Here is a 23,039-nt window from a genome sequence, read left to right as displayed (position 1 = left end):
CTTAAACGAACAATCAATGAAAGAATTCCTGCAAGTGCTCAGGCGCTTTGTGCCGCCCTACAAGAAATATCTGGCGCTATCGGTGCTGTTCAACATCCTGTCGGCAGTGCTCAACATCTTCTCGTTCGCAACACTCATCCCCATGTTGCAAATCCTGTTTAAGACAGGCGACGCCGACACGGCGACGAGCCTCATGCCGTGGGCGCTCGACAAGGATACCTTGATGAACAACATGAACTATTATGTCAACGACCTCATCGCCACGATGGGAGCCACCACCACGCTGCTCTTCATCGGACTGGCGCTGGCGTTCATGACGTTCCTCAAGACGGGAGCCTACTTCCTTTCGTCGGCTACCATCATACCCATTCGCACGGGCGTGGTGAGAGACATACGCAACCAGCTCTACCAGAAGATCAACCAGCTCTCGCTCGGATTCTTCAGTGAGGAGCGAAAGGGCGACATCATTGCCCGTATGAGTGGCGATGTGCAGGAGATAGAGTCGTCGATTATGTCGTCGCTCGACATGCTCTTCAAGAACCCCATTCTCATCATTGTGTACTTTGCTACGCTGCTCGTCATCTCGTGGCAGCTCACCATCTTCACCATTCTCTTTGTGCCCATCTTCGGATGGTTCATGGGCTATGTGGGCCGCAAGCTCAAGGCCAAGTCGATGAAGGCACAGGCGCTGTGGAGCGACACCATGAGCCAAGTGGAGGAGACGCTGGGCGGACTGCGCATCATCAAGGCTTTTTGCGCCGAGGAGAAGATGAACAAGCGGTTCGACAAGGTGAACTCGGCGTACCGCAACGACATTATGCGCGTCAACATTCGCCAACAGATGGCGCATCCGATGAGCGAATTTCTTGGCACAGTGATGATCGTCATCGTGCTTTGGTTCGGCGGCATACTGGTGCTCAACAACCAAGCCATCACCGGTCCGACGTTTATCTATTACATGGTGGTGCTCTACTCCATCATCCAACCGCTGAAAGACTTCTCGAAGGCTGGTTACAACATACCCAAGGGATTGGCTTCGATGGAGCGTGTGGATAAGATTCTGAAGGCCGAGGTGAGCATCAAGGAGAAGGAAAACCCCATTCACGTCAGTTCGTTTGAGCACGACATCGAGTTCAGGCATGTTGGGTTCAAATATGATCAGCAGTGGGTGTTGCGCGATATCAACCTCATTATTCCCAAGGGAAAGACCGTGGCACTCGTGGGACAGAGCGGTGGCGGAAAGTCGACACTGGTGGACCTCATTCCGCGCTATTATGATGTGCAGGAGGGTGAGGTGCTCATCGATGGCATCAACGTGAAGGACCTGGGCATCCACGACCTGCGCCAGCTCATCGGCAACGTGAACCAGGAGGCCATCCTTTTCAACGACACGTTCCTCAACAACATTACGTTTGGTGTGGAGAACGCTAAGATGGAGGATGTGGAACGGGCGGCAAAGATAGCCAACGCCTACGACTTCATCATGGAGTCGGAGAACGGATTCGACACCAACATTGGCGACCGTGGCGGACGTTTGTCGGGCGGACAGCGCCAGCGTGTCAGCATAGCGCGCGCCATCCTCAAGAACCCGCCTATCCTCATCCTCGACGAGGCCACGTCGGCACTCGACACCGAGAGCGAACGACTGGTGCAGGACGCGCTCTACAAGCTCATGAAGACACGCACAACCATTGCCATCGCCCACCGCTTGTCGACCATCAAGAACGCGGATGAGATATGTGTCATCCATGAGGGACACATCGTGGAGCGCGGCACACATACCTCGCTGCTGGCGGCCGACGGCTACTACAAGAAATTGCACGACATGCAGCAATAATCGACATGCTGTAATAAACGACATGTCGCAATAACCCAAAAGGCGGCTAACACATGCGTTAGCCGCCTTTTGGGTTCATCAGGCACACCTTGCCCCGTCTACCATATGGCGTCAATTCTATAGAGAAAGCAGATTACTTTCGGACACCGATGGCTCTATGCACATATCGTTCAATAACCAAAAAGTCCGGCTACAGCTGACGTTATGACTAGCGGTAGTCGGACTCTTGGCATGATCTGGTCTCCTTATCTTATGAGCACCTTTCGCGCTTTGTCACCCCTTTGGATGATGTTTATGCCCCGTTGGGGGGCGTTGAGGTGCGCGCCGTTGGTCGAGTAGTATCGGATATGTCCATTGTCAAGCGATGTGTGCTGCGCCTGTATGCCATCGGTGATGTCCTTCAGCGTGGGGCGGCTTACGATACGGTACAGGCGAAAATTGTCCACCTTGTACCAAGTCTGTTGTGGAGCCTCTGTCTCGTTGACACCTATTTCCACATTGGTGCCATCATTCTCTACACCAAACTCCAGTGTGAGCGTCTGCATGGGGACGTTGTCACCGCGACCGGCGCTGAGCACTTGGTCGCGGAAGAGCGCCTTCTGGTCACCAGCAAAGATGTGTTGGTCACCTACGCGCTTGTTACCGTTGTCCGAAGCATGCATGTCCACGGTCAGGCAGTAGTTGCCCTTCGGCAGTGTGATGACCTGGCTTATCTTGGCGCGCTTGCCAGCCGTGGCATCCCACACGCCAAAGATATGCGTACCGTCGGTCGCCACAGGGTCGCCATTGCCTCCACCGGTGTTGATTCCCGACCAAGTCGTGTTGATGTCGCGTGTCCACCCTTTCGTGTAGTCTTCGAAGCTAGGATTGATGATATATGTGCTGGTTACGTCCTCGCGCTCACCTGGGGTGAAGACCTCCTTGAGCGTGACACTCGTCTCCGTGCCGTCATATTGCAGGGTGGCAGAGTAGTTGGTGGCGTGTGCGTCGCCCATGCCACGCACCTCATTGACCAGTACAATGTTAAACGTGCGGGAGGTCAGCATGCCGGGGAAGCCATTTCCGCTGCGGTTGGCCAGGGTCAGCGTCTTTGTCGCGTCATCCCAGTGCATGGCGATGGTGCTGTAGGCACCCTTCTCGTAGTTGTAATTGTCATTTTCGTCTTCATAGAGGGTGAAGTCGCCGTCAGCACCAGGGTAGATGCGCAGCTCCAGATTGTCCCAAGGTTTTTCTGTACTGTACTGCACGTCGGGGCCCCATGGCAGTATGCTGCCAGCTTTCACGTACAGAGGTATGATGTCGAGATGGGCCTGCTTGGTAACGGTCTGTCCGCCCGCTAAGGTCTGTCCCGTCCAGAAGTCCAGCCACTGACCGTCCACCTCGGCGCCGCCCTTGGTGGATTGGTAAGCTGGCAGGTAGTTGTGTGTGACGGTCTGTCCTTCGTTTACAATCGGGCACACCAGCATGGCATCGCCAAACATGTACTCGTACTTCATGTCATAACAGTTCTTGTCTTGGTTGAAGGCCAGCGGCAGTGCCGTCATCAGGCTCTTTTGGTTTTTACTGATTTGCCATGAGGTGCTGTATATGTATGGCAACATGCGGTAGCGCATCTTGATGTACTTGAGCACTTGGTTGTACTGTCCGTCGGCATCCTCGGGTTCACCCAGTTGCCATATCTCACTGTTGTGTCCGCTGCCATGGAAACGCAGCATGCCGGTGAACGTAGAGAATTGTGTCCACCGCAAGTAGAGGTTGCGGTAGTTAGCGTCATCGAAGGGACCATGGTTGCCCCATTTGTAGTCTACGAAGAAGGCACCATTATCATTGTTCCAGTAAGGTATGCCACAGGCAGTGAAGTTGAGGGCTGCAGGTATCTGCTTGCGCAAGGTCTCCCAGGAGGCGGAAATGTCACCGCTCCAGGTGTTGGCGGCATATCGTTGCTGTCCGACGAAACCACTGCGTGTGAGTATGCTGACACGCTTCTGTGCCAGTGTCTCGTCAGTGTCTTGCGCCTCACGGTGGTGGTTGTATACACCGCTGATGTGGCCCAGCACAAAACTGTTACGCATGGTTCTCCAGCTGCGTCCCACCTCGCTGACATAGTCCAGCTCGGCGTCGCTGTGCTTCTGGTAGTCAGGCTCAGTAGAATCCATCCAATAGGCGTCCGTACCATGGCTCACCAGTCCGGCGTAGAGGTGCTTCCAGTACACATCCTGCGCCGTCTTGCTCCATACGTCGATAGGCTCCACGCCATTGTTCCAAGGATAACTGGTGGCGGGTATCATGCGGCCAAGGGGCTTGAGCTCCTTGTATCCGGGTGTCTCGGTACCAAAGTTGCCCCAAATGGAGATGAGCAGATGTGCATTGTTGCTGTGTATGTCGTCAATCATCTCCTGGTAGTTGCTAAAGTGTGTCTTGTTGAGGAAATACAATGAGTTCCAATAGCGGTGGTCGTTCTCCTCGCCCCAGTACTGCCAGTCTTGTACGACACAGTCGATGGGAACCTGGCGGCGTCGGTACTCGCGTATGACGCCCATTGTTTCATCGGCCGAGCGATAGCGTTCCTTGCTTTGGTATAGGCCGAAGTTCCACAAGGGCATCAGTGGAGCGTCGCCCGTTAACCATCGGGTCTGGGCTGTCACGTCATCGCTGTTTTCACCAGCCAGCAGGTAGTAGTCTATCTCTGATCCTGTGCTCTGCAATGTGGTGCCCTGGTCGTCGTCGGTGTAGTCGGTTGGCGAGTAGTTGTCCCAGAACAGGCCGTAGCCCTTGACCGACTGGAAGAAGGGTATGCACACCTTCATGTTGTCCTGTTCCAGGTGGATGTTCTTGCCACGTTGGTTGAGGTCGCCGTGCTGTATCTGTCCGAGCCCGAAGATGGGCTCATCGTCATCAAGTGCAAACGTTGTGCGTAGGGTATAGGTGTCGTAGTCGGTCACTCCCTTTCGCTCTACCAGCTCCGTGCCGTCGGGGCGCTCGACGATGAGTGTGCGGCCGTCAGCCCGCATGGCGGCGAGGTGCCCGTCCTTGCGTGCTGCTGTCACACAGACGTAGGGGCTGGCCACGCTTATGTCGCCATCGTCTTGGAGGTTGTAGGTCAGCGGCAGGGTGGCATCGTAGTCGCGTATGACCGACATGCTAAGCTTGTCAATGTCGGCCAGGGCCTTGTAGCTCTTCAGCACGCGTACCACCTTGTCGTTGTAGAACAAGACATAGGTGTGCAACTTGTCTTGCATGAAGTGCATGCCGCCAGGTATCTGCTCCACCATGGTGATGGCTATGGTGGGTTTGCTGGTCAGCATGGCGTTCTCCAACTTGTGCAAAGCCTCGTAGGCAGGAGCATAGGTGGTGGCGGTAATATCGGCTTTTGTCTTTTTGGCCTCGTCGAGAGCCTCACTCAGAGTCTGGCTGACACCGTTTGCGAGCTTTTGCTCAGCTTTGTTGATGCACTCGTCCAGCTTGTCGGCTATCTCCTTGGTGAGCGACTCGGCCGTGTAGCCCAGTTGCTCCCATGTGCAGGGGTAAAGTGCCGCCAATCCGTATTTCTCCAGGTAAGTGACATTGTGGATGGTACTGCTGCCTTTGGTGCTGGTCAGCCCCATGGCGTGTATGAAATCACCGCCGTTTGAGCCGATGGTGATTGTTGGCATGGAGAAATTCATGTTGCTCGACATGACCTTGTTGGCCGGTATGTCCCATACGGCCAAAGTGTGTCCTTCGTCAGTGGTGAAGTGCCACTTAGGAGGCTCTTGCGAATTGTCATTGGCACCATTGAACCACCATATGTAGCTACTTGTAGCCGGGTTAGCCTTGAGATCGGATCCCTCTACGACAAAATATGTATGCTCTTTGGTTATCATATACTTGCCATCAGCTCTTTCCTTGTCCATTTTGAAGGCTATGTTGTTGTTGCCGCTGGCCTTGATGGTAAAGGTGTTGGCTTTCTCATCATAGCTGAAGGCCGACTGCGGAGCCCTCTTGTCGTCAGTGCTCACATAGTCTTTCGCGTCAAACGAGTACGGCCGCTGGGCCCAACATGTTATAGAGCAACCCATTATGATTGCACATGTTGCCAAAAATCTTGTTTTTCTCATGTTTTCGATGTGTTATTTGTGTATAGTGCATGGTAGTCAAGTGCGTATTGTACAGTGTACTATGCTGTTTTGCTCTGATAACTGTCCGTGGTGAAGGGCGCGCGGCCTATCCAGCTATAGGCTGGCACGGCGGTGAAAACCTTGCTCAGCACAGGCATGCCCGCGGCTTGCACCGCCTTCTTGCCTCCGATGAAGAGCTTTCCCTGCTGTCCGCTCTGGCGATAGAGCACATGGGTCCACTTGCCCTTGTTGGCTTCATCCTTGCGGGCTTCCAGGCGGGTCTGGGTGTCGGTAAGCAGCAGTTTTCCATCCCTCGAAAGGAAGCGTATTTCGCCGGTCTGCTGATTCAGTTCGACAGAAATATGGCTTGATTTAATGTTTGCAATTTCGCCGTTTTCCTCTATTTGGATATCCTTTGTTTGCTGAGGCTTCAACACAACAGAATAGCTCTTCTTCTGAACGGAGGCACCTTAGTTGGCATCGCATTTCACGATGCGGACGATGGAGGGAGAATAAAACTCAATGGTTACATTCTGCTGGGCCACCTGGCGGGTCACCACCTTGGCAGAAGCGCCCTGACGAAGGCTTGCCACCTTTACGCTTTTGGCAGCGAGTTGGCAAGGAACGCCAATAGTTGCAATGCCCAAGAGGGCCATGAGGGATAAACGCTTTAGCATACTTTTGGTTTTTATATTATAGGGTTTGTAATTGTTCCTGTCCGAAAAAACACATAAGGTAGTTTGTTGGTTGCAAAGATGGTGCTAATTGTTGGAAAAGGGATAAAACAAATGATGATTTGAGTGGTAAATTTGTTGAATCGTACCTAAAAGAGCCCTTTTTAGGCCCATTCGGGCACGATTTATCCCAAATTGGTCGTCATTAAATTGCAATTCTTGTTAACCTGAGTTCGGGATAAGAAAGTCTTTGTAAAAGTTGGTAATCTCAATAATTTTTAGTACCTTTATGGTTGTAAATCAATTAGTTATAAAATAAAAGGATACTATAGTTATAGAGATTATCAAGAACAAAATTACAGAAATTTTCTGTATTATCGATGATTTTTGCCAAGAATATGATAAGGAAATTGCCCGCATGTCCATTTGTGAGCCAGACGGGCGTAAGCACCGCAATCGGAAATGGACTATGAGCCGGTCGGAAATCATGACGATACTCATCTACTTTCATTTCAACACTTTCCGCAACTTCAAGCATTATTACCTTTTTTATGTCAAGGTTCACCTGCACGACCTGTTCCCCAAGCAGCTTTCATATAACCGCTTTGTTGAACTCGAGTCCAGAGTCGCGGTTGAGATGATGCTGTTCCTCCAACTGTTTTGCTTTGGCAGATGCACGGGTATAAGTTTCATTGACAGCACATGCATTCCTGTATGCCACAACAAGCGTATAACAAGAAATAAGGTGTTCAGTGATTATGCAGAAAGAGATAAAAGCACCATGGGATGGTATTTCGGTTTCAAGTTACACCTGATATGCAATGAGAGAGGTGAACTGCTTAACTTTATGCTTACGAAAGCGAATGTTGACGATAGGAATACAGATGTTTTTAACAGATTGAGTGATAATGTGTTCGGAAAATTATTCGCAGACAAAGGATATATTTCGCATGGCTTGTCTCATATAAGCGTACTTCCGATGTTACAGAAGGTAGGCGGCAGATGATGCTGTGGTCACAGTTTGAGGCGCACCTGGAGATCGAGGTCGGTCATGGAGTGGCTATTGAGTTGTTGCAGGCCGGTGCCGATGGTAGAGCGGTCGAAATAGCGGGTGCAGCCCAGTTTGGCGATTACCATCCATTGGTCAGACAGGTCGGCGCGCAACTGAAGGGCCATGCGCATGCCCTCGCCGAAGAACGATGGGAACGAGAAACTGTAGCGCACGCTGCGCTCGTAGGTGTAGATGCGTGAGTCGAAGTCGTCGGTGTGGAAATAGGCGGCGGTGGCGGCTATCTGAAGCCAGCGCCAAGACGTGGCGCCATTGGCCGTTGCCATCCATCCAAAGCTGTTTTTCTCACCAATATGGCAGTGGGCCACGTCGGCCTGCAGGCGTAGGTCGTAACGATCGTTGGCATAGCCTACGGCCCATCGGGCACGCTGCTCGGTCTTCATGGCCAGGGTGGGCTGCGCTGCCTTTTCCGTGCTTGGGATTGTTGTCGACGTTGCGTTTTTCTCCCTCATCTTGATGCGATAGCGCACGAGCCACGACCAATGGCCGCGGGTGTAGGTGGCTTGTGCGAAGTTGTCGTAGCTGTGTGAGGCCGCGCTGGCTTGGTATTTGGGCCAAGCGAAGTAGGCCATGTCGGTGTAGGCCCGCAGCGACAGGTATCGTGTGGGAGTCCAGTTGACGCCCACAAACACCCCACTCTCGTTTTGGATACTGCCCCCTTCGGCAAAACTGTTGCTGTAGGGAGCGTAGTATTTGTAGGGGTAATAGCGCTGCAAGGCCAGCAGGGCGAGGTTGCTCCATAACTGGTAGCTCAGGCTGTTGATGGTGGCCACTTGTCCGCAATCGCCCGTAGCCGTTTCGCCCGAGATGTTGAGGCGGTCGGAAATGTAACCGTAGTCGACGCTGGCGTTCCAAAACTGCTTGCCCGTGGGGTACCAACGTCGGTAAACCTGATTGGTGTTGGGGCGCAGAGGCTTGTCGTATGAGGTGGCAAAGGCGGTGATGCCCACGTGCCATCCGTTGTTGAAATAGCTGAGGTTGCCGCCCCAAAGCGTTGTGGAGGCGTTGCGACGGCGCCGCATCTCGCTCTCGGTGCGGTGGTAGCCCGTTTGGAGGATGGTGGCGATGGAGGCCGAGTCGGGGCCCAGTGTGACGTCGATCTTACGCCATGAGGCGAAGGCGGTGAGGTCGAGATGCTTGGTGAGGCGCACCGTGGCGGCCGCTCCCTGTAGGTAGTTGGCCTCCATCCGGCTGCTGTGGGCGAAGATGTGGTTGGCCGATCGGCCCAGTGTGGCGAGCGTGTTGAGCTTGCCCATGCCAAACGAATTGTTGAGGATGAGGCCCATGCCGAACCGTAGGCGGTAACGACCCACGATGGCCGCCTTGACGCGCCCCCATCGGTTCACCATGAGATAGGCCGAATAGAAGTCGTAGCCGGTGGCGTTCTGAGCGGAGAAGAACGGCTCGCCGGCGTCTTGCGAGGCGATGAGGCCCGCCTTGACGCGCCCTTGCGAGCTAAAGGTGTAGCGCAGCCAGTGCTTGTAGGGGTAGCCCAGGTAGCCGTTGCGGTCGCCCTTGCGCCGGTAGAACGGCGCGTGCACGGTGCCCACCAGTTCGTGGCGGCCGTAGCGCATGAGTTGGGCGAACGAGGGAAAGCGGGTGTTGGCGCTGTCGGGACGAATGGTTACGAAGCGTTGCAACAGGTCGGCGGTGAGCTTGTCGAGACTTGGCACCAGGCGGAGCTCCATGGTGGTCTCTAAGCGGCGCGCCTTGTCGCGATACTCCATGATGTCCATGATTTGCTGCGAGGATAAGAATGGTAGCCTGCTGAGGTCCTCACGCGTACAATGGTTGATGTCGATCTTTTGGGAGGCAATGTCGTTCAGTTCCTCGTAAGTTTGCTCCCACAGGTCCGACTCGGTGTCTTCGAGTTGTCCGGTTTGGTCGAACAGCTGCTCCCAGGTGTCGTCGTTTTGGGCTGGCGAAGATAGGCAAAGGCTTGCGAGAAGCACGCAGAGCCACACCCTTGGAGCCTGCAGGAACGCGGCGGAAGCCAGTAGAACGGTTTGATTCATGCCGATGGGAGAGTGGGGAATGAGGGTTAGAGCTGTCCGGATTCCACCTGTCGGACCACACGCTCGGTAAGGCGGTCGACGCCCTCCGGCTCATACTTCTTGTTGAGCGACGCGCCAAACACCCAAGCGAAGGCTTGGTAGAAACCGGCTTTCACGGGACCAAGGAAAGCCTGGATGAGTTGGTAGCTGGAGCTGTTACACTCGCGGTACACCAGTTTGATGAGTAGTTTGCCCTGCGAGTAGGAGAGCTTCTTCATGCGCGGCGTGTACTCCTTCTTGATGTCGGCCTCCACACGCTTCATGTGCTCGTCGCGCGCCTTCTTGTTGGGCAGGGTGTTGAGGTAGTCGCCGGTCTCGATAATAATCTTGTTGACTTCCTTGGCGATGGGCAACACCTTCTTGACGTTGTAAACCAAACGGTTGTAGGCCGCGCGCTGACGGGCGTTCTTGAACGTCGGTTCGGGATAAACCCACACGTCGTTCATCTCCATATATTGTATGCTGTCTTTTCCCACGAGCACCTTTCCCACCTTCACCATAGGCACAAAGGTGGGGTTGTCCATGTCGACCTCCATGTCCTCGGGGTTGACGCGGGTGCGTGTGTCGTCTTGCGCCCACAGCGACGTGGGCAGCAGACAAGCTAATATGATTATGAGAAACGACTTCATCTGAAAGGCAAATTTACTATCTATTTTCACAACAGCAAAGCGATTGGGATTAAAAAACGTTGTGAGGGCGTTAAAATATGGTGGGAACGAGGATGGCATGGCGTTGATGGGGCGATTTTGAGGCATGCCTTGTAGCATTTGTGTGCACACGTAGCCGAACGAATCCCATGAGTGGCCGTGGCCTGACATTTTCGCCTCGATGGCCGAATGAGGACGAATATTCTTGAGGATTTTTCTTTGCAGATTGAATAAATTCCTTTATCTTTGCAAAACAAACAAATGGGCTTCTATAGTTCAATGGATAGAACGGAGGTTTCCTAAACCTTTGATCCGGGTTCGATTCCCGGTGGAAGTACAATCTATTTGGAAGGTTTTTATCTATTACGACCCTCTTTTTACGGTGACCTATCGCTTTTAACTAACCCTTTTATCCACTCAATTTACTGTTATGATTGGCGCTATTATAGGAGACATTGTTGGTTCGCGTTTCGAATTCGACGAGCAACCGAAAGACAATTTTGAGCTGTTTCGGCCCAAACCCCAATGTGATTACACAGACGACTCGCTGATGACCATTGCCGTGGCCGATGCCATTCTCAACGGAAAGTCGTACCAGGACAAGTTGCATGAGTGGGGACGGCGATACCCCAACCCCAAAGGGGCATACGGAGGCATGTTTGCACAATGGCTGGCCGATGACCACCCGAAGCCGCAAAACTCATGGGGCAACGGCGCGGCCATGCGCATAGCGCCTGTGGGATGGCTCTTCGACGACTATCATGAGGTGTTGCAGCAGGCGCAACAATGCACCATTTGCAGTCACATGCACAAGGAGGCCATTCGTGGCGCGCAATGTGTGGCGACTGTCATCTATTGGTTGCGAACGGGCCGTGTAACCAAAGAGGGACTGGAGACGGCCGTTGAACGTAGCTTCGGATACGAGATTCCGCCCTTGCGCGACATATATAAAATAGGTATGCAAGGCCATTTCGATTCGTCGTGCCAGGAAACGGTGCCATGGGCTTTGCGCTGTTTCCTGGAGAGCAGCAGCTTTGAGGATGCCATCAGAAAAGCCGTCATGGCGCGCGGCGACACCGATACGAAGGCATGCATCTGCGGCGCCATTGCAGAGGCCTACTATGATGTGCCCGACCATTTGTACAATAAGGCGTGCTCATATCTTGAGAAGGATATGCTCGACGTTATTGTGCAGTATTGCAATCACATGCAAAACGAAATTGATAGTTGACCCTTTTATCTCCCCCTGCCATGATACCTACTGACGAAACAAACCCTACCATTACGTGGGAACAACTGATGGAGTCGGTGAATTCGGGTGCGCAGCATCCTGAGGACACACAGTGGACGGTGTTTAGATACCTGAAACAAAACTACAAGACGATAGGGTCGGTGGAGGCCCGGACATTGCTTGCCATTTACACCAAGTTGCGTAGCCAGCGGCCGTCGCTCATCAACTCGTGTATGTTGGGCTTGGCGCTGAAGATCAGCGAGGTGTATTCCGATTTCCGTTTGCCGCAATTCTTGCAAGTGTGGGGCTACGACGCTTGCCTGAGAGAGGAGGACCGACAGCCGCAAACGGGCAAGGACGGGCGCCGATACCTTTCGCTACAGGAGCGGGTGGAACGCGCACGGGCGTCGTATCTGCTGCATCATCCTGAGGAAAACCGTGAGCAATGTGACGCCATCGTCAGCATGTACGCCGTGAAAATCTTTGAGAAGGAGCAGAATGGGCGCCGCCGTAAGTTTGTGAAACTGGTGGCGCCGAATGGGGTGGGAATGGTGGCCGACAGTCATCAGTTCCCCTGTAAGCCATGGGAGATAGCCGGACGGTTGTTTGATGTGCTGACACGCGTGTCGAAGCAAGGCGTTGAACGGGCGGTGGAAATTACCTTATCCCATAAGAAGATGGACGAGGTGTTTGAACCGGTGGTGGGCTATGTAGACGGCATCGACCTTGGGCATGGCCATGTGCACGTGTACGACGCGCAGTCGCGCCACTTCGTTGCCGATAAGAAAACGGTGTTTGTGAAGGGCGTGGCGAAAGGTAGCTATGTGCGTTTCTGCCCCATCATCGCACAGGGCGACCCGTTCAAGTCGGCCGCCATTCTTGAGGTGATGGTTCCTCAAGAGGGGCGTTGCGCCTTTGGAACCTACGAAGCCATGGTGATGTTCGTCAATCATGAGCAGCGATACATCAAGTATGCCATCCGCAAGGATCAGCCCGCTGTGGTGAAGTATATGGCAAATTCAGCCGCACCGAGTGGAAAATCGGTTGCGACGAATGGAAATGGGGCGAACGGAGGTGCCGTAAATGCTGGCGCTACTGCGGCGTCTGAATCGATCCAGGGCCTTGCCGAAGGGCGTTTGTCGCTGGAAGGATTTGCCTCCCTTGATGTTTTCCCAGAGAATCGACGCGCAAACCTTGCTTCTGGTCAATCGGTAAGTCTTGTGCTTTTCCTCAAACGGGGAAAGGATGGCACAAAGCGCAACCATGTGGTAGAGGCGTATTAGCAGTCAAGAGATGGGAGATTAAGCCGTGGTTTCTCTAAGAACAGGCAACGGAAAATGTAGGAAAATGCGATGGCTGGTGTGAGAGCAGCCGATGACTTATGTAAGATAAGGCGGTGGCTCGTGTGAGAGCAGGCCATAGATGTAAAATGAAGAGAGCCATTCTCGTTCGATTCAGAACGAGAATGGCTCTCTCCTTATATATAAGGTAACCCCGAAGAAGGGTTACCTTAGCGGTTGATGATGCTTATGCCTTTGCCACTTCCGTATTGGCCTGCTCCTTGATGGAGTGACCCATCACGATGTAAGCGATCGGAGAAGCGAGGAAGATAGAGCTCAGTGTACCGAACACCACACCCAGAGTCATGGCAAATGCGAACGGCTGAATGCTCTTTCCACCAAGGAAGAGGATGCAGAGCAACACCACGAGTGTGGTGACAGACGTGTTGATGGTACGTGCCAGGGTCTGGTTGATAGAGTCGTTGAACAACTTCTGCAGGTTCTCCTTCGGGTGCAACTGCAAGTTCTCACGGATACGGTCGAACACCACCACCTTATCGTTGATAGAGTAACCGATCACCGTCAGCACGGCACCGATGAACGTCTGGTCGACCTCCAAAGAGAAAGGCAGCAAGCCTTGCAGCAATGAGAACAAACCGATGACGGTCAAGGCATCGAAGGTCAGGGCGATGGTTGAACCCAGTGAGAATGCCACATTGCGGAAACGCAACAGGATGTAGAGGAAGATGGCCACAAGGGCGATGACCACGCTGATGATGGCACTACGTGTAACGTCCTTAGCGATAGACGGACCCACCTTAGAAGAGCTGATGATGGAACCACCCTGACGGATGTCGGGGTTCTTGAAGGTCTCAACATCCTTCTGGCTCACGAGGTTGGCGTCCTTCAAGCCCTTGAAGAGCATGGTCTCCACCTGGCCATCGACCTTAGGATTGGTCGACTCGATCTTGTAGTTGGTAGAGATGCGGACCGTGCGGCCGTCGTTACCCAACGAGATGGCGCTTGTGGTGTAGCCGGGGAAGGTCTTCTCCAATACGACACGCACCTGCTCAGGCTCTGTGGCCTTTTCGAACTGCACAACGTAGTTGCGACCACCCGTAAAGTCGATGCTCTGGGCAAGGTGACGCGTAGCGAAGCTGACGATGAACACCACGAGGGCGATGCCAGCGAATGTGAAGCTCTTCTTGTAAGCCGACATGAACTTGAAGTTGGTGCCCTGCATGAGGTTCTTCGACACGCCAGTCCACAACTTCAGGTGCATCCACTTGCCGTGGTTGATCTTATAGTCGTACACCAAACGGGTGATGTAAACAGCGGTGAAGAATGAGCAGACGATACCGATGATCCATGTGGTGGCGAAGCCGCGGATAGGACCTGTACCGAAGAGGTAGAGGATGACACCCGTGATGATAGATGTCAAGTTAGAGTCGAAGATGGCCGAGAAGGCGTTGCTGTAACCAGCGTTGATGGCCAATCGCATGTCTTTTCCTGAGCGAAGCTCCTCCTTGATGCGCTCGTAGATCAGCACGTTGGCGTCGACGGCAGTACCGAGCGAGAGCACCATACCTGCGATACCACTCATGGTGAGGGCGGCTTGGAATGACGTTAGGATACCCAGCGTGAAGAATACGTTGAGCAAGAGTGCGAAGACTGCCAGTGAGCCCGGGATGATGTTGTAAACAACGAGCATGTAAACAATCAGGAGCACGAAGGCGATGGCGAACGAGATGATACCCTGCTGGATTGACTGGGCACCGAGTGTAGGACCTACAACCTCCTCCTGCACGATGTGTGCGGGGGCGGGCATACGTCCAGACTTCAAGGTGTTGGCCAGGTCCTTAGTGTCTTCGATGGTGAAGTTGCCTGTGATAGAGCTCTGTCCACCGTCGATCTGTGAGAGGATGCGGGGTGAGGTGTAAACCACACCGTCGAGCACGATGGCGATAGCCTTGCCGATGTTGGCCTTGGTAAGCTCCGACCAGCGGCGTGCGCCCTCAGAGTTCATCGACATAGACACCTCAGGAGCACCTGTTACGTGGTTGAACTGGTCGCTGGCGTCGGTGATGACGTCACCCTCGAGCGGAGCGCGACCGTTGGTCGTTGTGACCTTCAGGGCGTGCAACTCGTAGATGTTCTTTGCCTGTATGTTGTCGGTGGGCTTGGCGCTCCACATCAAGCGGAGGTCGGTGGGAAGCACCTGCTTAGCCACTTGGCCGTAGATGGCCTTGTTGATGGCGGCTGTGTCGCGTGCGCTGGCGTAGCCCACGAGGCTCAGGCTACCCGAACCTGTTGTCTGCAGGAAGGCGAGCAGCGGGTGCTGCTTCTTGGCCTGCTCGAGCTCGCTCTCGGGAGTGGCCTTGATGTTGTCGGCCTTCTTACCGTTGTTGAGCTTAAACTTGGGAGCGGCCTGCTTCTTGGCGGGAGCGGCCTCCTTGGCCTTCTGCTCAGCGGCAGCGGTGTCTTTCTTGCTGGCTGTTTCCTGCTCACCGCTGGCCAGACGCTGGTCGAGCTGCTGGAGGTAGGGAATGATTTCCTCGGCGTTGTAGGTCTCCCAGAACTCGAGGTTTGCGCTACCCTGGAGGAGCTTACGCATACGCTCAGGCTCCTTGATACCGGGCATCTCCACCATGATGCGTCCCTCTGCGCCTTGGATGCGCTGGATGTTGGGCTGGACAACACCGAACTGGTCGATACGTGTGCGTACAACGTTGAAGGAGTTGTCGATGGCCGAGCTTACCTCGCTACGGAGCACCTTCTCCACTTCGCTGTCGGAGCTTGTGGGCGACACCTTGCCTTGCAGCTGCTGTGTGGCAAATACCTCGGCGAGGTTGTGTCCGGGGGCGTTCTTGTGGTAAGCGTCGATGAAAAGAGAGATAAAGTCGCTCTTTCCAGCTTCGAGCTGCTGGCGAGCCTCATTCATCGACTTGACGAATGCTGGTTCAGTCTTGTGGTCGGCAAGCATGTCAACCACGTCGGGCACTGAGATTTCCAGCACCACGTTCATACCGCCTTTCAGGTCAAGTCCAAGACCGATCTGCGTTTGCAGACACTTCTGGTAGTCGTAAATGCCAAGGTATTTCACAGAGTCTTTGTAGTTCTGCTGATCGATGGGATCTTTGATCTTGGCAGCCTGATTGTCATAGTAGTTTGTGGCAATCGGGAACGACAAATAGAAGAGGCATGTAAGCGTCAGTAAGACGGCGGTTACAATTACAATTCCTTTGTTTCGCATTTTGTTAGTTATTTGTTATTTATTGTTTCAATCTATTTAACAGAATAAGATGTGCAAAGATACTAATTTTCCTTGTTTTTAAGAAATTTATAGGTGTTTATTCTTGCTTTTTTATATTTTCCTCCCAAATTTCAGCCAGCAGTAGATGGGGTAGTGGTCGCTTGCCTTGATTTGGTTGTCTACAGCGCATGCGTAGGGTGTGATGTCGTCGGAGCAGAAGAGGTGGTCGATTCTGACATACATGTGGCTTTGGTTGTAGGTTCTGCCAATGCCGTTAGCGGTTGCCGCATAGCAGTCGGTGAGGTCTTCTCCGATGCGTGTGTGCGCGTATCCGAGTGGGTTTTCGTTGAAGTCGCCGCACACGATGACCCGATGGCCGGTTCGATGGTTGGCTATGTATCTTGCCACCGCTTCGGCCTGTGGTGCGCGTTTCTTGGATGCGGCGGCGAGTTTGTCGATGAGTCGCGCCGATTCGGCTCGCGCCATGTCCTTGTTGAGGTCGCCTTTGATGAGGTTGCCAAATCCGCTCTTGTCGTCGTTGTCTAAAGCGTTGCTTTCCAAGTGGTTGTTTACGATGAGCACCTTCTGCCCGTTTACGTTGAGGTAGAAACCCACGCTCATGTTGCCTTCCGACTCATAATCAATGAGTTGCGACCGCAGTATGGGAAATCGGCTGTATAGGGCCACAACATCGCTTCCGCCTTTCTTTTTCTCCTCCATGATGTAAGGATATTTGGCTCGGAAAGTACTGTCGAAGTCGAGCGCGTGCCCTCCTTCTTGCACACATACGATATCGGCTCCGCTTTGCAGGATGTAGGCAGCGATGGAGTCGTTAGAGAACGTGTCGACATAAGGCTTCATGCTGTGGTAGTTCTGGGTGTTGTAGGATAGCAGCTTGATGGCTCCCACGGGCGGATCGTGCGGAATGTTGGCGGGAATGTAGGTTCTCATGGGCCCATAACAAAGGATGTAGCCCACGAAAGGTATGATGACGCCCTTGAGCTTGAACACCACCCAAAAGAACAGGAATGCGGCGTTGATGGCGATAAACGCCGGAAAGAGCAGTCCGGCGTTGGCCAGTGTGGGATGGTTGGTGGGGTCTATGTGTCCGCTATACCCCACGAAGAGCATCAGCAGGATGGTGACGGCGTTGGCTCCGGCCACCATCTGCAATGAGAATTTCTTCAGTTTAGCGATCATGTCTGCTTTGTTCGAAAAGCGTCTGCTTCTCGCTCTTGGTGAGACTGTCGTATCCGCTTTTCTTTATTTTGTCGAGTATGCGGTCAACCTCTTCCTGTGTGGCTCGCTTGTTGGCGTTGTAGTCCCAGTCGGGGTTGCCCGTTGTGTAATGTTGGTTTGTGTTGCGTTTGTTTTGGTACGTCTTCCATCTTTGCTGCATGTTGCCAAACATGCGTGACCCTCCGTCGCCATAGTAGGTTCTACGAACTTGTCGGCGCCAGTAGAGGATGAGCAATATGCCAAACACCATTCCGCCCAGGTGCGCCATGTGTGCCACGCCGTCGCTGTTGGTTCCTATGCCAGAGAAGAACTCCACGGCTATGGATCCGACGATGACCCACTTGGCCTTGATGGGCACGGGGATGGGAATGATGAACATTCGCTCGTTGGGGAACATCATGCCGAAGGCGAGCAGGAGGCCGTAGATGGCTCCCGAGGCACCCACGGTGGTCCAGTAGTTGAGGTATTGGCTTACGGGAATGACGGATGTTCCGATGTTTACCATCTCGTAATTGGTCAGTCCTTGGTTGAGAAATTGCACATATTGCACCAACTCTTGGCACAGTCCGGCACCTACGCCACAGAATATGTAATAAAAAAGGTATCTTTTTGCACCCCATCTGCTCTCAACGACGGCTCCAAACATCCACAGCATGAACATGTTGAGGATGATGTGGGTCCACCCGCCGTGCATAAACAGGTAGGTGAAGAGCTGGTAGAAATGGAAGTCGTCGGCCAAGACGAAGTGCAATCCCAACAGGCTCGTGAGGTCTGTTCCAGTCACTTGCCTGAGCACCAGTGTGGCGATAAACATCAGCACATTGATGATAAGCAGGTTTTTGGTGATGGTTGGTATTTTTGGCATAGCGTATTCTCGTTGATTGATTTTATCTTGAAAAGCGTTGCAAAATTACGAAAAAAGTCGGTTAAATGACTATGAAACAGTGGTTTTGCACTGTTTTTTAGTTTTTTCCTTCATTTTTTTTTATTTTTTGTTTGGATTATGAAAGTAAACGCCTATATTTGTCACCGCAAAGAGACTGAAACAAAATTTATATTCACAAAATAACCCAAAATTATGAACAAGACAGAATTAGTTAAGAAGATTGCCGATGCAGCAGGCATCACTTCTGCACAGGCCAAGGCTGCATTGGACGCTACAACAGAGGCCATCAAGGATGCTTTGGTAGCTGGTGAGAAGGTACAGCTCGTCGGTTTCGGCACATTCGCTACAAAGGAGCGTCCTGCTCGCCAGGGTGTGAACCCTCGTACGGGTGAGAAGGTTGAGCTCGCAGCCAAGACGGTTGTGAAGTTTGCCGCTGGTGCTCAGTTCGCTGATGCTGTAAACAAGTAATTGTAAAGATAATTAGTAAAAAAGCCCACGGCGTACCGTGGGCTTTTTTTTATACTTCGATGGATGGTTGCATCCTTAGTCGTTGACCTGTGAGGGGTCCTTGCCGATGTAGGCCAGGATACCACCGTCGACGTAGAGCACGTGTCCGTTCACTGCGTCTGATGCGTGAGAGGCGAGGAACACGGCGGGGCCACCCAGCTCAGAAGGATCGAGCCAGCGGCCTGCTGGAGTCTTGGCGCAGATGAACTTGTCGAACGGATGGCGGCTGCCATCGGCCTGACGCTCGCGCAACGGAGCGGTCTGCGGTGTGGCAATGTAGCCCGGGCCAATGGCGTTGCACTGGATGTTGTAGGCGCCATACTCAGAGCAGATATTGCGTGTGAGCATCTTCAGGCCACCCTTGGCTGCTGCGTAAGCCGACACGGTCTCACGACCCAGCTCCGACATCATAGAGCACATGTTGATGATCTTACCCTCCTTGCGCTCGATCATCTCGGGAAGCACAGCCTTGGCCACGATGAACGGGCCCACGAGGTCGATGTCGATGACCTGCTGGAAGTCCTTGCGGCTCATCTCCACCATGGGGATACGCTTGATGATACCGGCGTTGTTCACCAAGATGTCGATCTGTCCGACCTCCTCGTGAATCTGCTTCACCAGTGCCTCCACGGCGTTCTCGTCGGTGACGTTGCAAACATATCCGTGCACATTCTCGATGCCAGCCTCCTTGTAGGAAGCCAGACCGCGGTCAACATGCTCCTGGTCGATGTCGTTGAAGATGATGTTCTTGATACCAGCGGCGTGGAAAGCCTTGGCGATGTTGAAGCCAATGCCGTAAGTGGCACCTGTTACCCAAGCGTTCTTACCTTCCAAAGAAAAGTCTTTCAAACTAGTCATAAGTAATATGTTTAAAATTAAAGTTTAACCTTTACCTGCAAACATAATGCCACAGTGGGCTTTGGGAGTTTGTTTTTTCAAATGGCCGAGTACAGCCTATCTTTTGCAAAGATAGATATTTTATTTTGTTCGCGTTCATTATATAATACGTTTCTTTGGGCCAAACAACTTAAATAATTATAATTCCACCTAATTGATTTCTCCGTTGACCGTCCCATTGCAGTGGTTCGGGTTCCCTCATTGGCGCGTAAACCAGTGGGGGCTGGGTGACAAGGTGTGGTCTGTAAGGAGCGGCTTTCGCCATGCCAATGGCTGCTGGCGGTTACTTGCTTGGGGTGTCCTTGTCGTCCAAATCGTCGAAATAGCCGCAGCAGGTAGGCTCTGCATCATGCACGATGCGCGAGTTGAAGCGCATGCGGGCATTGCGCTCAACCTCAAACATGCGGCGCGTACCCTCCTCGTCTTGCTTAAACTCCAGGTGGTTGTCGATGGCCATCTCGTGCGCCATGCGCTCCACGTCGAGGTTGTCGGTGCCTATGAAGGTAAACGTCCACTTCAGCGTCTTCATCTTCTCGATGAGTTGTTTCACCATTCGAAGGTCGAACTCCGTTGAGCTGTTCTCCTCGCCATCGGTAATGATGGTAACGAGCACCACGTCGTCGGTGCTGGTCTGCGCGTTCACCTTGCTCACTCCTCGGCCAATGGCATCGTAGAGCGGAGTGCAGCCTGAGGGCTGATAGTCGTTCGGACGGATGGTGTGGGTGCGCTTGGCCGGCGTGTTGTCGAACACGTAGTGGGTGTTGTCGCTGTTGAAGGTGAGCAACGTCACGTACTGTTGGGCGTTGGGCTCCTTCTCCTGCATGCGCTTCACGGTGTCGAGCGTCTCGTTGAGGCCCATCAGCGCTTGCTTCTTTATCAGGCTCATGCTGCCACTCTCGTCCACAATAATCAGGTTTACAATTCTCTTGGTGTGGTTTCTTCTTTTTCTTTCCATGATAATAATGATTTTGGGTTGATGTTTGACTATTAAAAGATTGGGGAAGAAAAAAATGAAGGAGACCCCCCACTTTTTTTTGAAAAGTTGCTATATTTGCCGAAATGAAACACCCTACACTAAGCATTGGCCTTACCGACCAAGAAATCATTGAGGGGCTGCGCCATCGCGATTCGCAGCTGACGCGCTTCTATTTCTACGACATTTGCCGCGTAGCCTATCATGTGTGCGACAAGCGTTATGACCTGGCCCACAAGCCTGGTCTCGACTTTTTCAGCATCGCCCACGAGTATTACCTGGCGCTCGATAAGCACAACTTCCACCAGTTGGATGACCGCAAGCCCGGCATGTCGCTGCGCACGTGGATGGTCAATGGGTTCCGCTTTGTGTTGCTCGACCGCCTGAAAGCCTACAACCGCGAGTCGCGCGTGGCAACATTCGAAGAGCGCATGAGCCAATCGCAAGTGGGATTCGACCTGCCCGACGATAATTTCTCGGCCGATTTCCGCGCCACCGTCGAGGAAATATGCAGCGAGTATTTCGCACGCGACAGTCGTTCGGCCATCATTCTCAAGATGCTCCTCGTAGAAGGGTTCAAGGGGAAGGAGGTGGCCTCGCAGCTCGGCATAAGTCCATCGGCCGTGGCCCAGCGTTTCCATAAGCTCATGACCACCATCGTGGTGCCCTATTTCAAGGCCAACTACACGGCCCCAATAGCTATGAGCTGCGTAGAGATGGCCGACCAGTTGGAGCGTCCCTGCCTATCATCAGTATCGTTATTTTCAAACAATCCTACTATGCAATCCAATCATTCGAATCGTATCACGCCATCCCACATCACATCGCTTGGGCCCAATGAGATCTTTGTGTTTGGCAGCAATCTCCAGGGCATGCACGGCGGAGGTGCCGCCCGAGCCGCCCGTCTCTATTTTGGGGCCAAGATGGGCGTCGGTGTGGGACCGCAAGGCAGCAGCTACGCCATTCCCACCATGCAGGGAGGACCCGAAACCATCCAGCCTTACGTCGACGAGTTTGTTGAGTATGCCTCCCAGCATCCTGAGCAAGTGTTTCTTGTTACGCCCATTGGCTGTGGCATAGCAGGCTTTGAGCCCGCCGACATCGCGCCGCTCTTTGCCAATGCCGTCGGGGTAGACAACATTTATTTGCCCAAGAGCTTTTGGGATGTTTTGGCGTAGGCCCGTCGGTGTCGACGGCTTGTTCATCATTTGTTTATAATCAATTCATTCGCATTATGATCATAACAACCACTCCGACCATAGAAGGTCATAAAATATTGGAATATAAAGGCGTGGTGTCGGCCGAGGTAATACTGGGCGCCAACCTTGCAAAAGACTTCTTTGCATCCTTCCGCGACACCTTTGGCGGGCGCGTCAGGAGCTACGAGCGGGTGCTTCAAGAAGGTCGCATGACGGCTCTTCAGGAGATGGAAGCGGACGCCCGAGCCATGGGAGCCACGGCCATCGTGGGTGTGGGCTTCAACATTGAGGTCCTTGGCGAACGAGGATCCATACTCATGGTGTCGGTTAGCGGCACCGCCGTGGTGATATGACCCGTTGGGGTTGGGGTATAAATAATTTTTGTCCATGGTGAATATGGCTGAGTATATCATGTGGAACGACCTTCATGCGGAATGGCCATGCGGGTTGCTTTTGCCAACAAAACACGAGACTCGGCGAAGCCCCACTGACCGAAGGGAAGTCAGAAACTATAAGAAGAGGAAGTAAGCCCCAGCATCGAGAAACTTGCACGAACACGGGGAATGTTACGAATTTTGGTGAAAAAGTGGTGTTGCGATTTCGATCCAACCAGCGACCGCAACCGACGTTTTTGCGCGATGGATATTTCCGAAATGAGCCACCGTGTTGCAAAAGACGCCTAATTGAGCCTCGGTGAGGCGTCTTTCGCAATGCCGTTAGGGAGGTATCGACCCACCGTTAGCCTTCTATCGCAATGCGAAAGATGCCTTTTGGTGGCGTGGAGTGGGGAGGGCGAGATGAAGAATAAGGTCTTCGGGTTGTAACAGCTTTATTATTAGACGATTATAAAAATCCACGAGAATGGCGTATTTGCGTGCGAACCTTCACTCGCCGCCGAATAAATGTTAAAAACGGGAGATACCTGTAGCCTATTTTCAGCAGCATACAGTCTTGTTGTGGGATGCACCATAGCCAAGCGCACTGACGGCCAACAAGTGCTCTTCAGGCGACACCCTGGGCTATGCGCTACCTGAGCTTTCGGCCCGCTTCGTTTAACTTTGGCACCCCAGAGGAGATCATTGGCTTTTTCAGCCCTCTTGGTTACCTTTGTCACACCGCTGTCAAGTCTGAGACTAAATTAATTGGAGTTTCTGATTTAGGGAAGACGGGCTGAATTATCGTGCAAACCGAATGCA

At 53.0% G+C, this 23,039-nt stretch carries 16 protein-coding genes, 1 tRNA gene and 2 pseudogenes; 9 read left to right on the top strand and 10 right to left on the bottom strand.

The features are described 5' to 3' along the window. The first annotated feature begins 16 nt into the window (after window positions 1–16). Entirely contained in the window at window positions 17–1,837 is a 1,821-nt protein-coding gene (locus KM934_RS09160; protein WP_215760320.1) for an ABC transporter ATP-binding protein, read from the top strand. Window positions 1,838–2,082: 245 nt separating this feature from the next. On the opposite strand, the gene KM934_RS09155 is transcribed toward KM934_RS09160, so the two are convergent. The 3 genes from KM934_RS09155 to KM934_RS09145 form a co-directional block, all read right to left on the bottom strand. Then, window positions 2,083–5,835 carry a glycoside hydrolase family 31 protein gene (locus tag KM934_RS09155; RefSeq protein WP_215760319.1) on the bottom strand — a complete coding sequence of 1,251 codons (3,753 nt, stop codon included), beginning with the start codon at window positions 5,833–5,835 and terminating at the stop codon, window positions 2,083–2,085. A 158-nt stretch (window positions 5,836–5,993) separates the two neighbouring features. Next, a complete protein-coding gene (locus KM934_RS09150; RefSeq protein WP_215760318.1) occupies window positions 5,994–6,371 on the bottom strand; it encodes a hypothetical protein in 378 nt (125 codons plus the stop codon). A gap of 33 nt (window positions 6,372–6,404) precedes the next feature. Next, window positions 6,405–6,611, bottom strand: coding sequence for a hypothetical protein (locus KM934_RS09145; protein ID WP_215760317.1), 207 nt, complete (start codon window positions 6,609–6,611; stop codon window positions 6,405–6,407). A 331-nt stretch (window positions 6,612–6,942) separates the two neighbouring features. Between KM934_RS09145 and KM934_RS09140 the strand changes: the two are divergent. After that, window positions 6,943–7,566: pseudogene (locus KM934_RS09140) on the top strand (IS982 family transposase); the annotation flags it as partial. A 56-nt stretch (window positions 7,567–7,622) separates the two neighbouring features. Here the strand turns inward: KM934_RS09140 and KM934_RS09135 are convergent. Further along, on the bottom strand, window positions 7,623–9,692 hold the full coding sequence (locus KM934_RS09135) for a ComEA family DNA-binding protein (protein ID WP_215760316.1): 2,070 nt from the start codon (window positions 9,690–9,692) through the stop codon (window positions 7,623–7,625). Window positions 9,693–9,718: 26 nt separating this feature from the next. Then, on the bottom strand, window positions 9,719–10,360 hold the full coding sequence (locus KM934_RS09130; RefSeq protein WP_215760315.1) for a DUF4294 domain-containing protein: 642 nt from the start codon (window positions 10,358–10,360) through the stop codon (window positions 9,719–9,721). Between the two features lie 283 nt (window positions 10,361–10,643). On the opposite strand from KM934_RS09130, the gene KM934_RS09125 reads away from it, so the two are divergent. From KM934_RS09125 to KM934_RS09115, 3 genes are all read left to right on the top strand, one after another. Continuing rightward, window positions 10,644–10,715: transfer RNA gene (locus KM934_RS09125), tRNA-Arg, on the top strand. A gap of 93 nt (window positions 10,716–10,808) precedes the next feature. Then, entirely contained in the window at window positions 10,809–11,609 is an 801-nt protein-coding gene (locus KM934_RS09120; RefSeq protein ID WP_215760314.1) for an ADP-ribosylglycohydrolase family protein, read from the top strand. Window positions 11,610–11,629: 20 nt separating this feature from the next. After that, entirely contained in the window at window positions 11,630–12,892 is a 1,263-nt protein-coding gene (locus tag KM934_RS09115; protein ID WP_215760313.1) for a hypothetical protein, read from the top strand. Between the two features lie 244 nt (window positions 12,893–13,136). Here the strand turns inward: KM934_RS09115 and secDF are convergent, their stop codons facing one another. From secDF to KM934_RS09100, 3 genes are all read right to left on the bottom strand, one after another. Then, window positions 13,137–16,142, bottom strand: a complete 3,006-nt coding sequence (gene secDF / locus KM934_RS09110) for a protein translocase subunit SecDF (RefSeq protein ID WP_215760312.1) — start codon at window positions 16,140–16,142, stop codon at window positions 13,137–13,139. A 111-nt stretch (window positions 16,143–16,253) separates the two neighbouring features. After that, window positions 16,254–17,342, bottom strand: coding sequence for an endonuclease/exonuclease/phosphatase family protein (locus KM934_RS09105; RefSeq protein ID WP_215760311.1), 1,089 nt, complete (start codon window positions 17,340–17,342; stop codon window positions 16,254–16,256). Continuing rightward, the gene (locus KM934_RS09100) at window positions 17,332–18,246 is read right to left on the bottom strand and encodes a rhomboid family intramembrane serine protease (protein WP_215760310.1); all 915 of its coding nucleotides are present in this window, start codon (window positions 18,244–18,246) and stop codon (window positions 17,332–17,334) included. Before KM934_RS09100 ends, KM934_RS09105 begins: the two co-directional genes overlap by 11 nt. 213 nt (window positions 18,247–18,459) lie before the next feature. Here KM934_RS09100 and KM934_RS09095 point away from each other — a divergent pair, with 213 nt between their 5' ends. Further along, window positions 18,460–18,735: an HU family DNA-binding protein gene (locus KM934_RS09095; RefSeq protein WP_215760309.1), complete on the top strand. Its 276-nt coding sequence runs from the start codon at window positions 18,460–18,462 to the stop codon at window positions 18,733–18,735. 75 nt (window positions 18,736–18,810) lie between these two features. Here KM934_RS09095 and KM934_RS09090 read toward each other — a convergent pair whose 3' ends face one another. Then, complete coding sequence (locus tag KM934_RS09090; protein ID WP_215760308.1) at window positions 18,811–19,632, bottom strand: gluconate 5-dehydrogenase; 822 nt, start codon at window positions 19,630–19,632, stop codon at window positions 18,811–18,813. Between the two features lie 322 nt (window positions 19,633–19,954). Continuing rightward, window positions 19,955–20,626 (bottom strand): vWA domain-containing protein, encoded by a 672-nt coding sequence (locus KM934_RS09085; protein WP_215760307.1) that lies wholly within the window; start codon window positions 20,624–20,626, stop codon window positions 19,955–19,957. Window positions 20,627–20,730: 104 nt separating this feature from the next. Between KM934_RS09085 and KM934_RS13180 the strand changes: the two are divergent. The 3 genes and pseudogenes from KM934_RS13180 to KM934_RS09075 form a co-directional block, all read left to right on the top strand. Then, window positions 20,731–21,225 (top strand): annotated as a pseudogene (locus tag KM934_RS13180) (A1S_2505 family phage non-structural protein); the annotation flags it as partial. 198 nt (window positions 21,226–21,423) lie between these two features. Further along, window positions 21,424–21,822, top strand: a complete 399-nt coding sequence (locus tag KM934_RS13175; protein ID WP_252344957.1) for an A1S_2505 family phage non-structural protein — start codon at window positions 21,424–21,426, stop codon at window positions 21,820–21,822. A 56-nt stretch (window positions 21,823–21,878) separates the two neighbouring features. Continuing rightward, a complete protein-coding gene (locus KM934_RS09075; protein ID WP_215760305.1) occupies window positions 21,879–22,196 on the top strand; it encodes a heavy metal-binding domain-containing protein in 318 nt (105 codons plus the stop codon). Window positions 22,197–23,039: the final 843 nt, after the last annotated feature.

It is taken from the genome of Hallella faecis (assembly GCF_018789675.1).
Classification (GTDB): Bacteria; Bacteroidota; Bacteroidia; order Bacteroidales; family Bacteroidaceae; genus Prevotella; species Prevotella faecis.
The sequence above is the reverse complement of the archived record's forward strand: the minus strand, read 5'-3'. Positions and strand labels throughout refer to the sequence as shown.

What these genes read in the sequence shown, in the direction of transcription:
- KM934_RS09090 (WP_215760308.1), bottom strand. Translation starts at nt 19,632, where the DNA reads ATGACTAGTTTGAAAGACTTTTCTTTGGAAGGTAAGAACGCTTGGGTA.
- KM934_RS09105 (WP_215760311.1), bottom strand. Translation starts at nt 17,342, where the DNA reads ATGATCGCTAAACTGAAGAAATTCTCATTGCAGATGGTGGCCGGAGCC.
- KM934_RS13175 (WP_252344957.1), top strand. Translation starts at nt 21,424, where the DNA reads ATGCAATCCAATCATTCGAATCGTATCACGCCATCCCACATCACATCG.
- KM934_RS09115 (WP_215760313.1), top strand. Translation starts at nt 11,630, where the DNA reads ATGATACCTACTGACGAAACAAACCCTACCATTACGTGGGAACAACTG.
- KM934_RS09085 (WP_215760307.1), bottom strand. Translation starts at nt 20,626, where the DNA reads ATGGAAAGAAAAAGAAGAAACCACACCAAGAGAATTGTAAACCTGATT.
- KM934_RS09100 (WP_215760310.1), bottom strand. Translation starts at nt 18,246, where the DNA reads ATGCCAAAAATACCAACCATCACCAAAAACCTGCTTATCATCAATGTG.
- KM934_RS09130 (WP_215760315.1), bottom strand. Translation starts at nt 10,360, where the DNA reads ATGAAGTCGTTTCTCATAATCATATTAGCTTGTCTGCTGCCCACGTCG.
- KM934_RS09075 (WP_215760305.1), top strand. Translation starts at nt 21,879, where the DNA reads ATGATCATAACAACCACTCCGACCATAGAAGGTCATAAAATATTGGAA.
- secDF (WP_215760312.1), bottom strand. Translation starts at nt 16,142, where the DNA reads ATGCGAAACAAAGGAATTGTAATTGTAACCGCCGTCTTACTGACGCTT.
- KM934_RS09135 (WP_215760316.1), bottom strand. Translation starts at nt 9,692, where the DNA reads ATGAATCAAACCGTTCTACTGGCTTCCGCCGCGTTCCTGCAGGCTCCA.
- KM934_RS09095 (WP_215760309.1), top strand. Translation starts at nt 18,460, where the DNA reads ATGAACAAGACAGAATTAGTTAAGAAGATTGCCGATGCAGCAGGCATC.
- KM934_RS09160 (WP_215760320.1), top strand. Translation starts at nt 17, where the DNA reads ATGAAAGAATTCCTGCAAGTGCTCAGGCGCTTTGTGCCGCCCTACAAG.
- KM934_RS09145 (WP_215760317.1), bottom strand. Translation starts at nt 6,611, where the DNA reads ATGCTAAAGCGTTTATCCCTCATGGCCCTCTTGGGCATTGCAACTATT.
- KM934_RS09120 (WP_215760314.1), top strand. Translation starts at nt 10,809, where the DNA reads ATGATTGGCGCTATTATAGGAGACATTGTTGGTTCGCGTTTCGAATTC.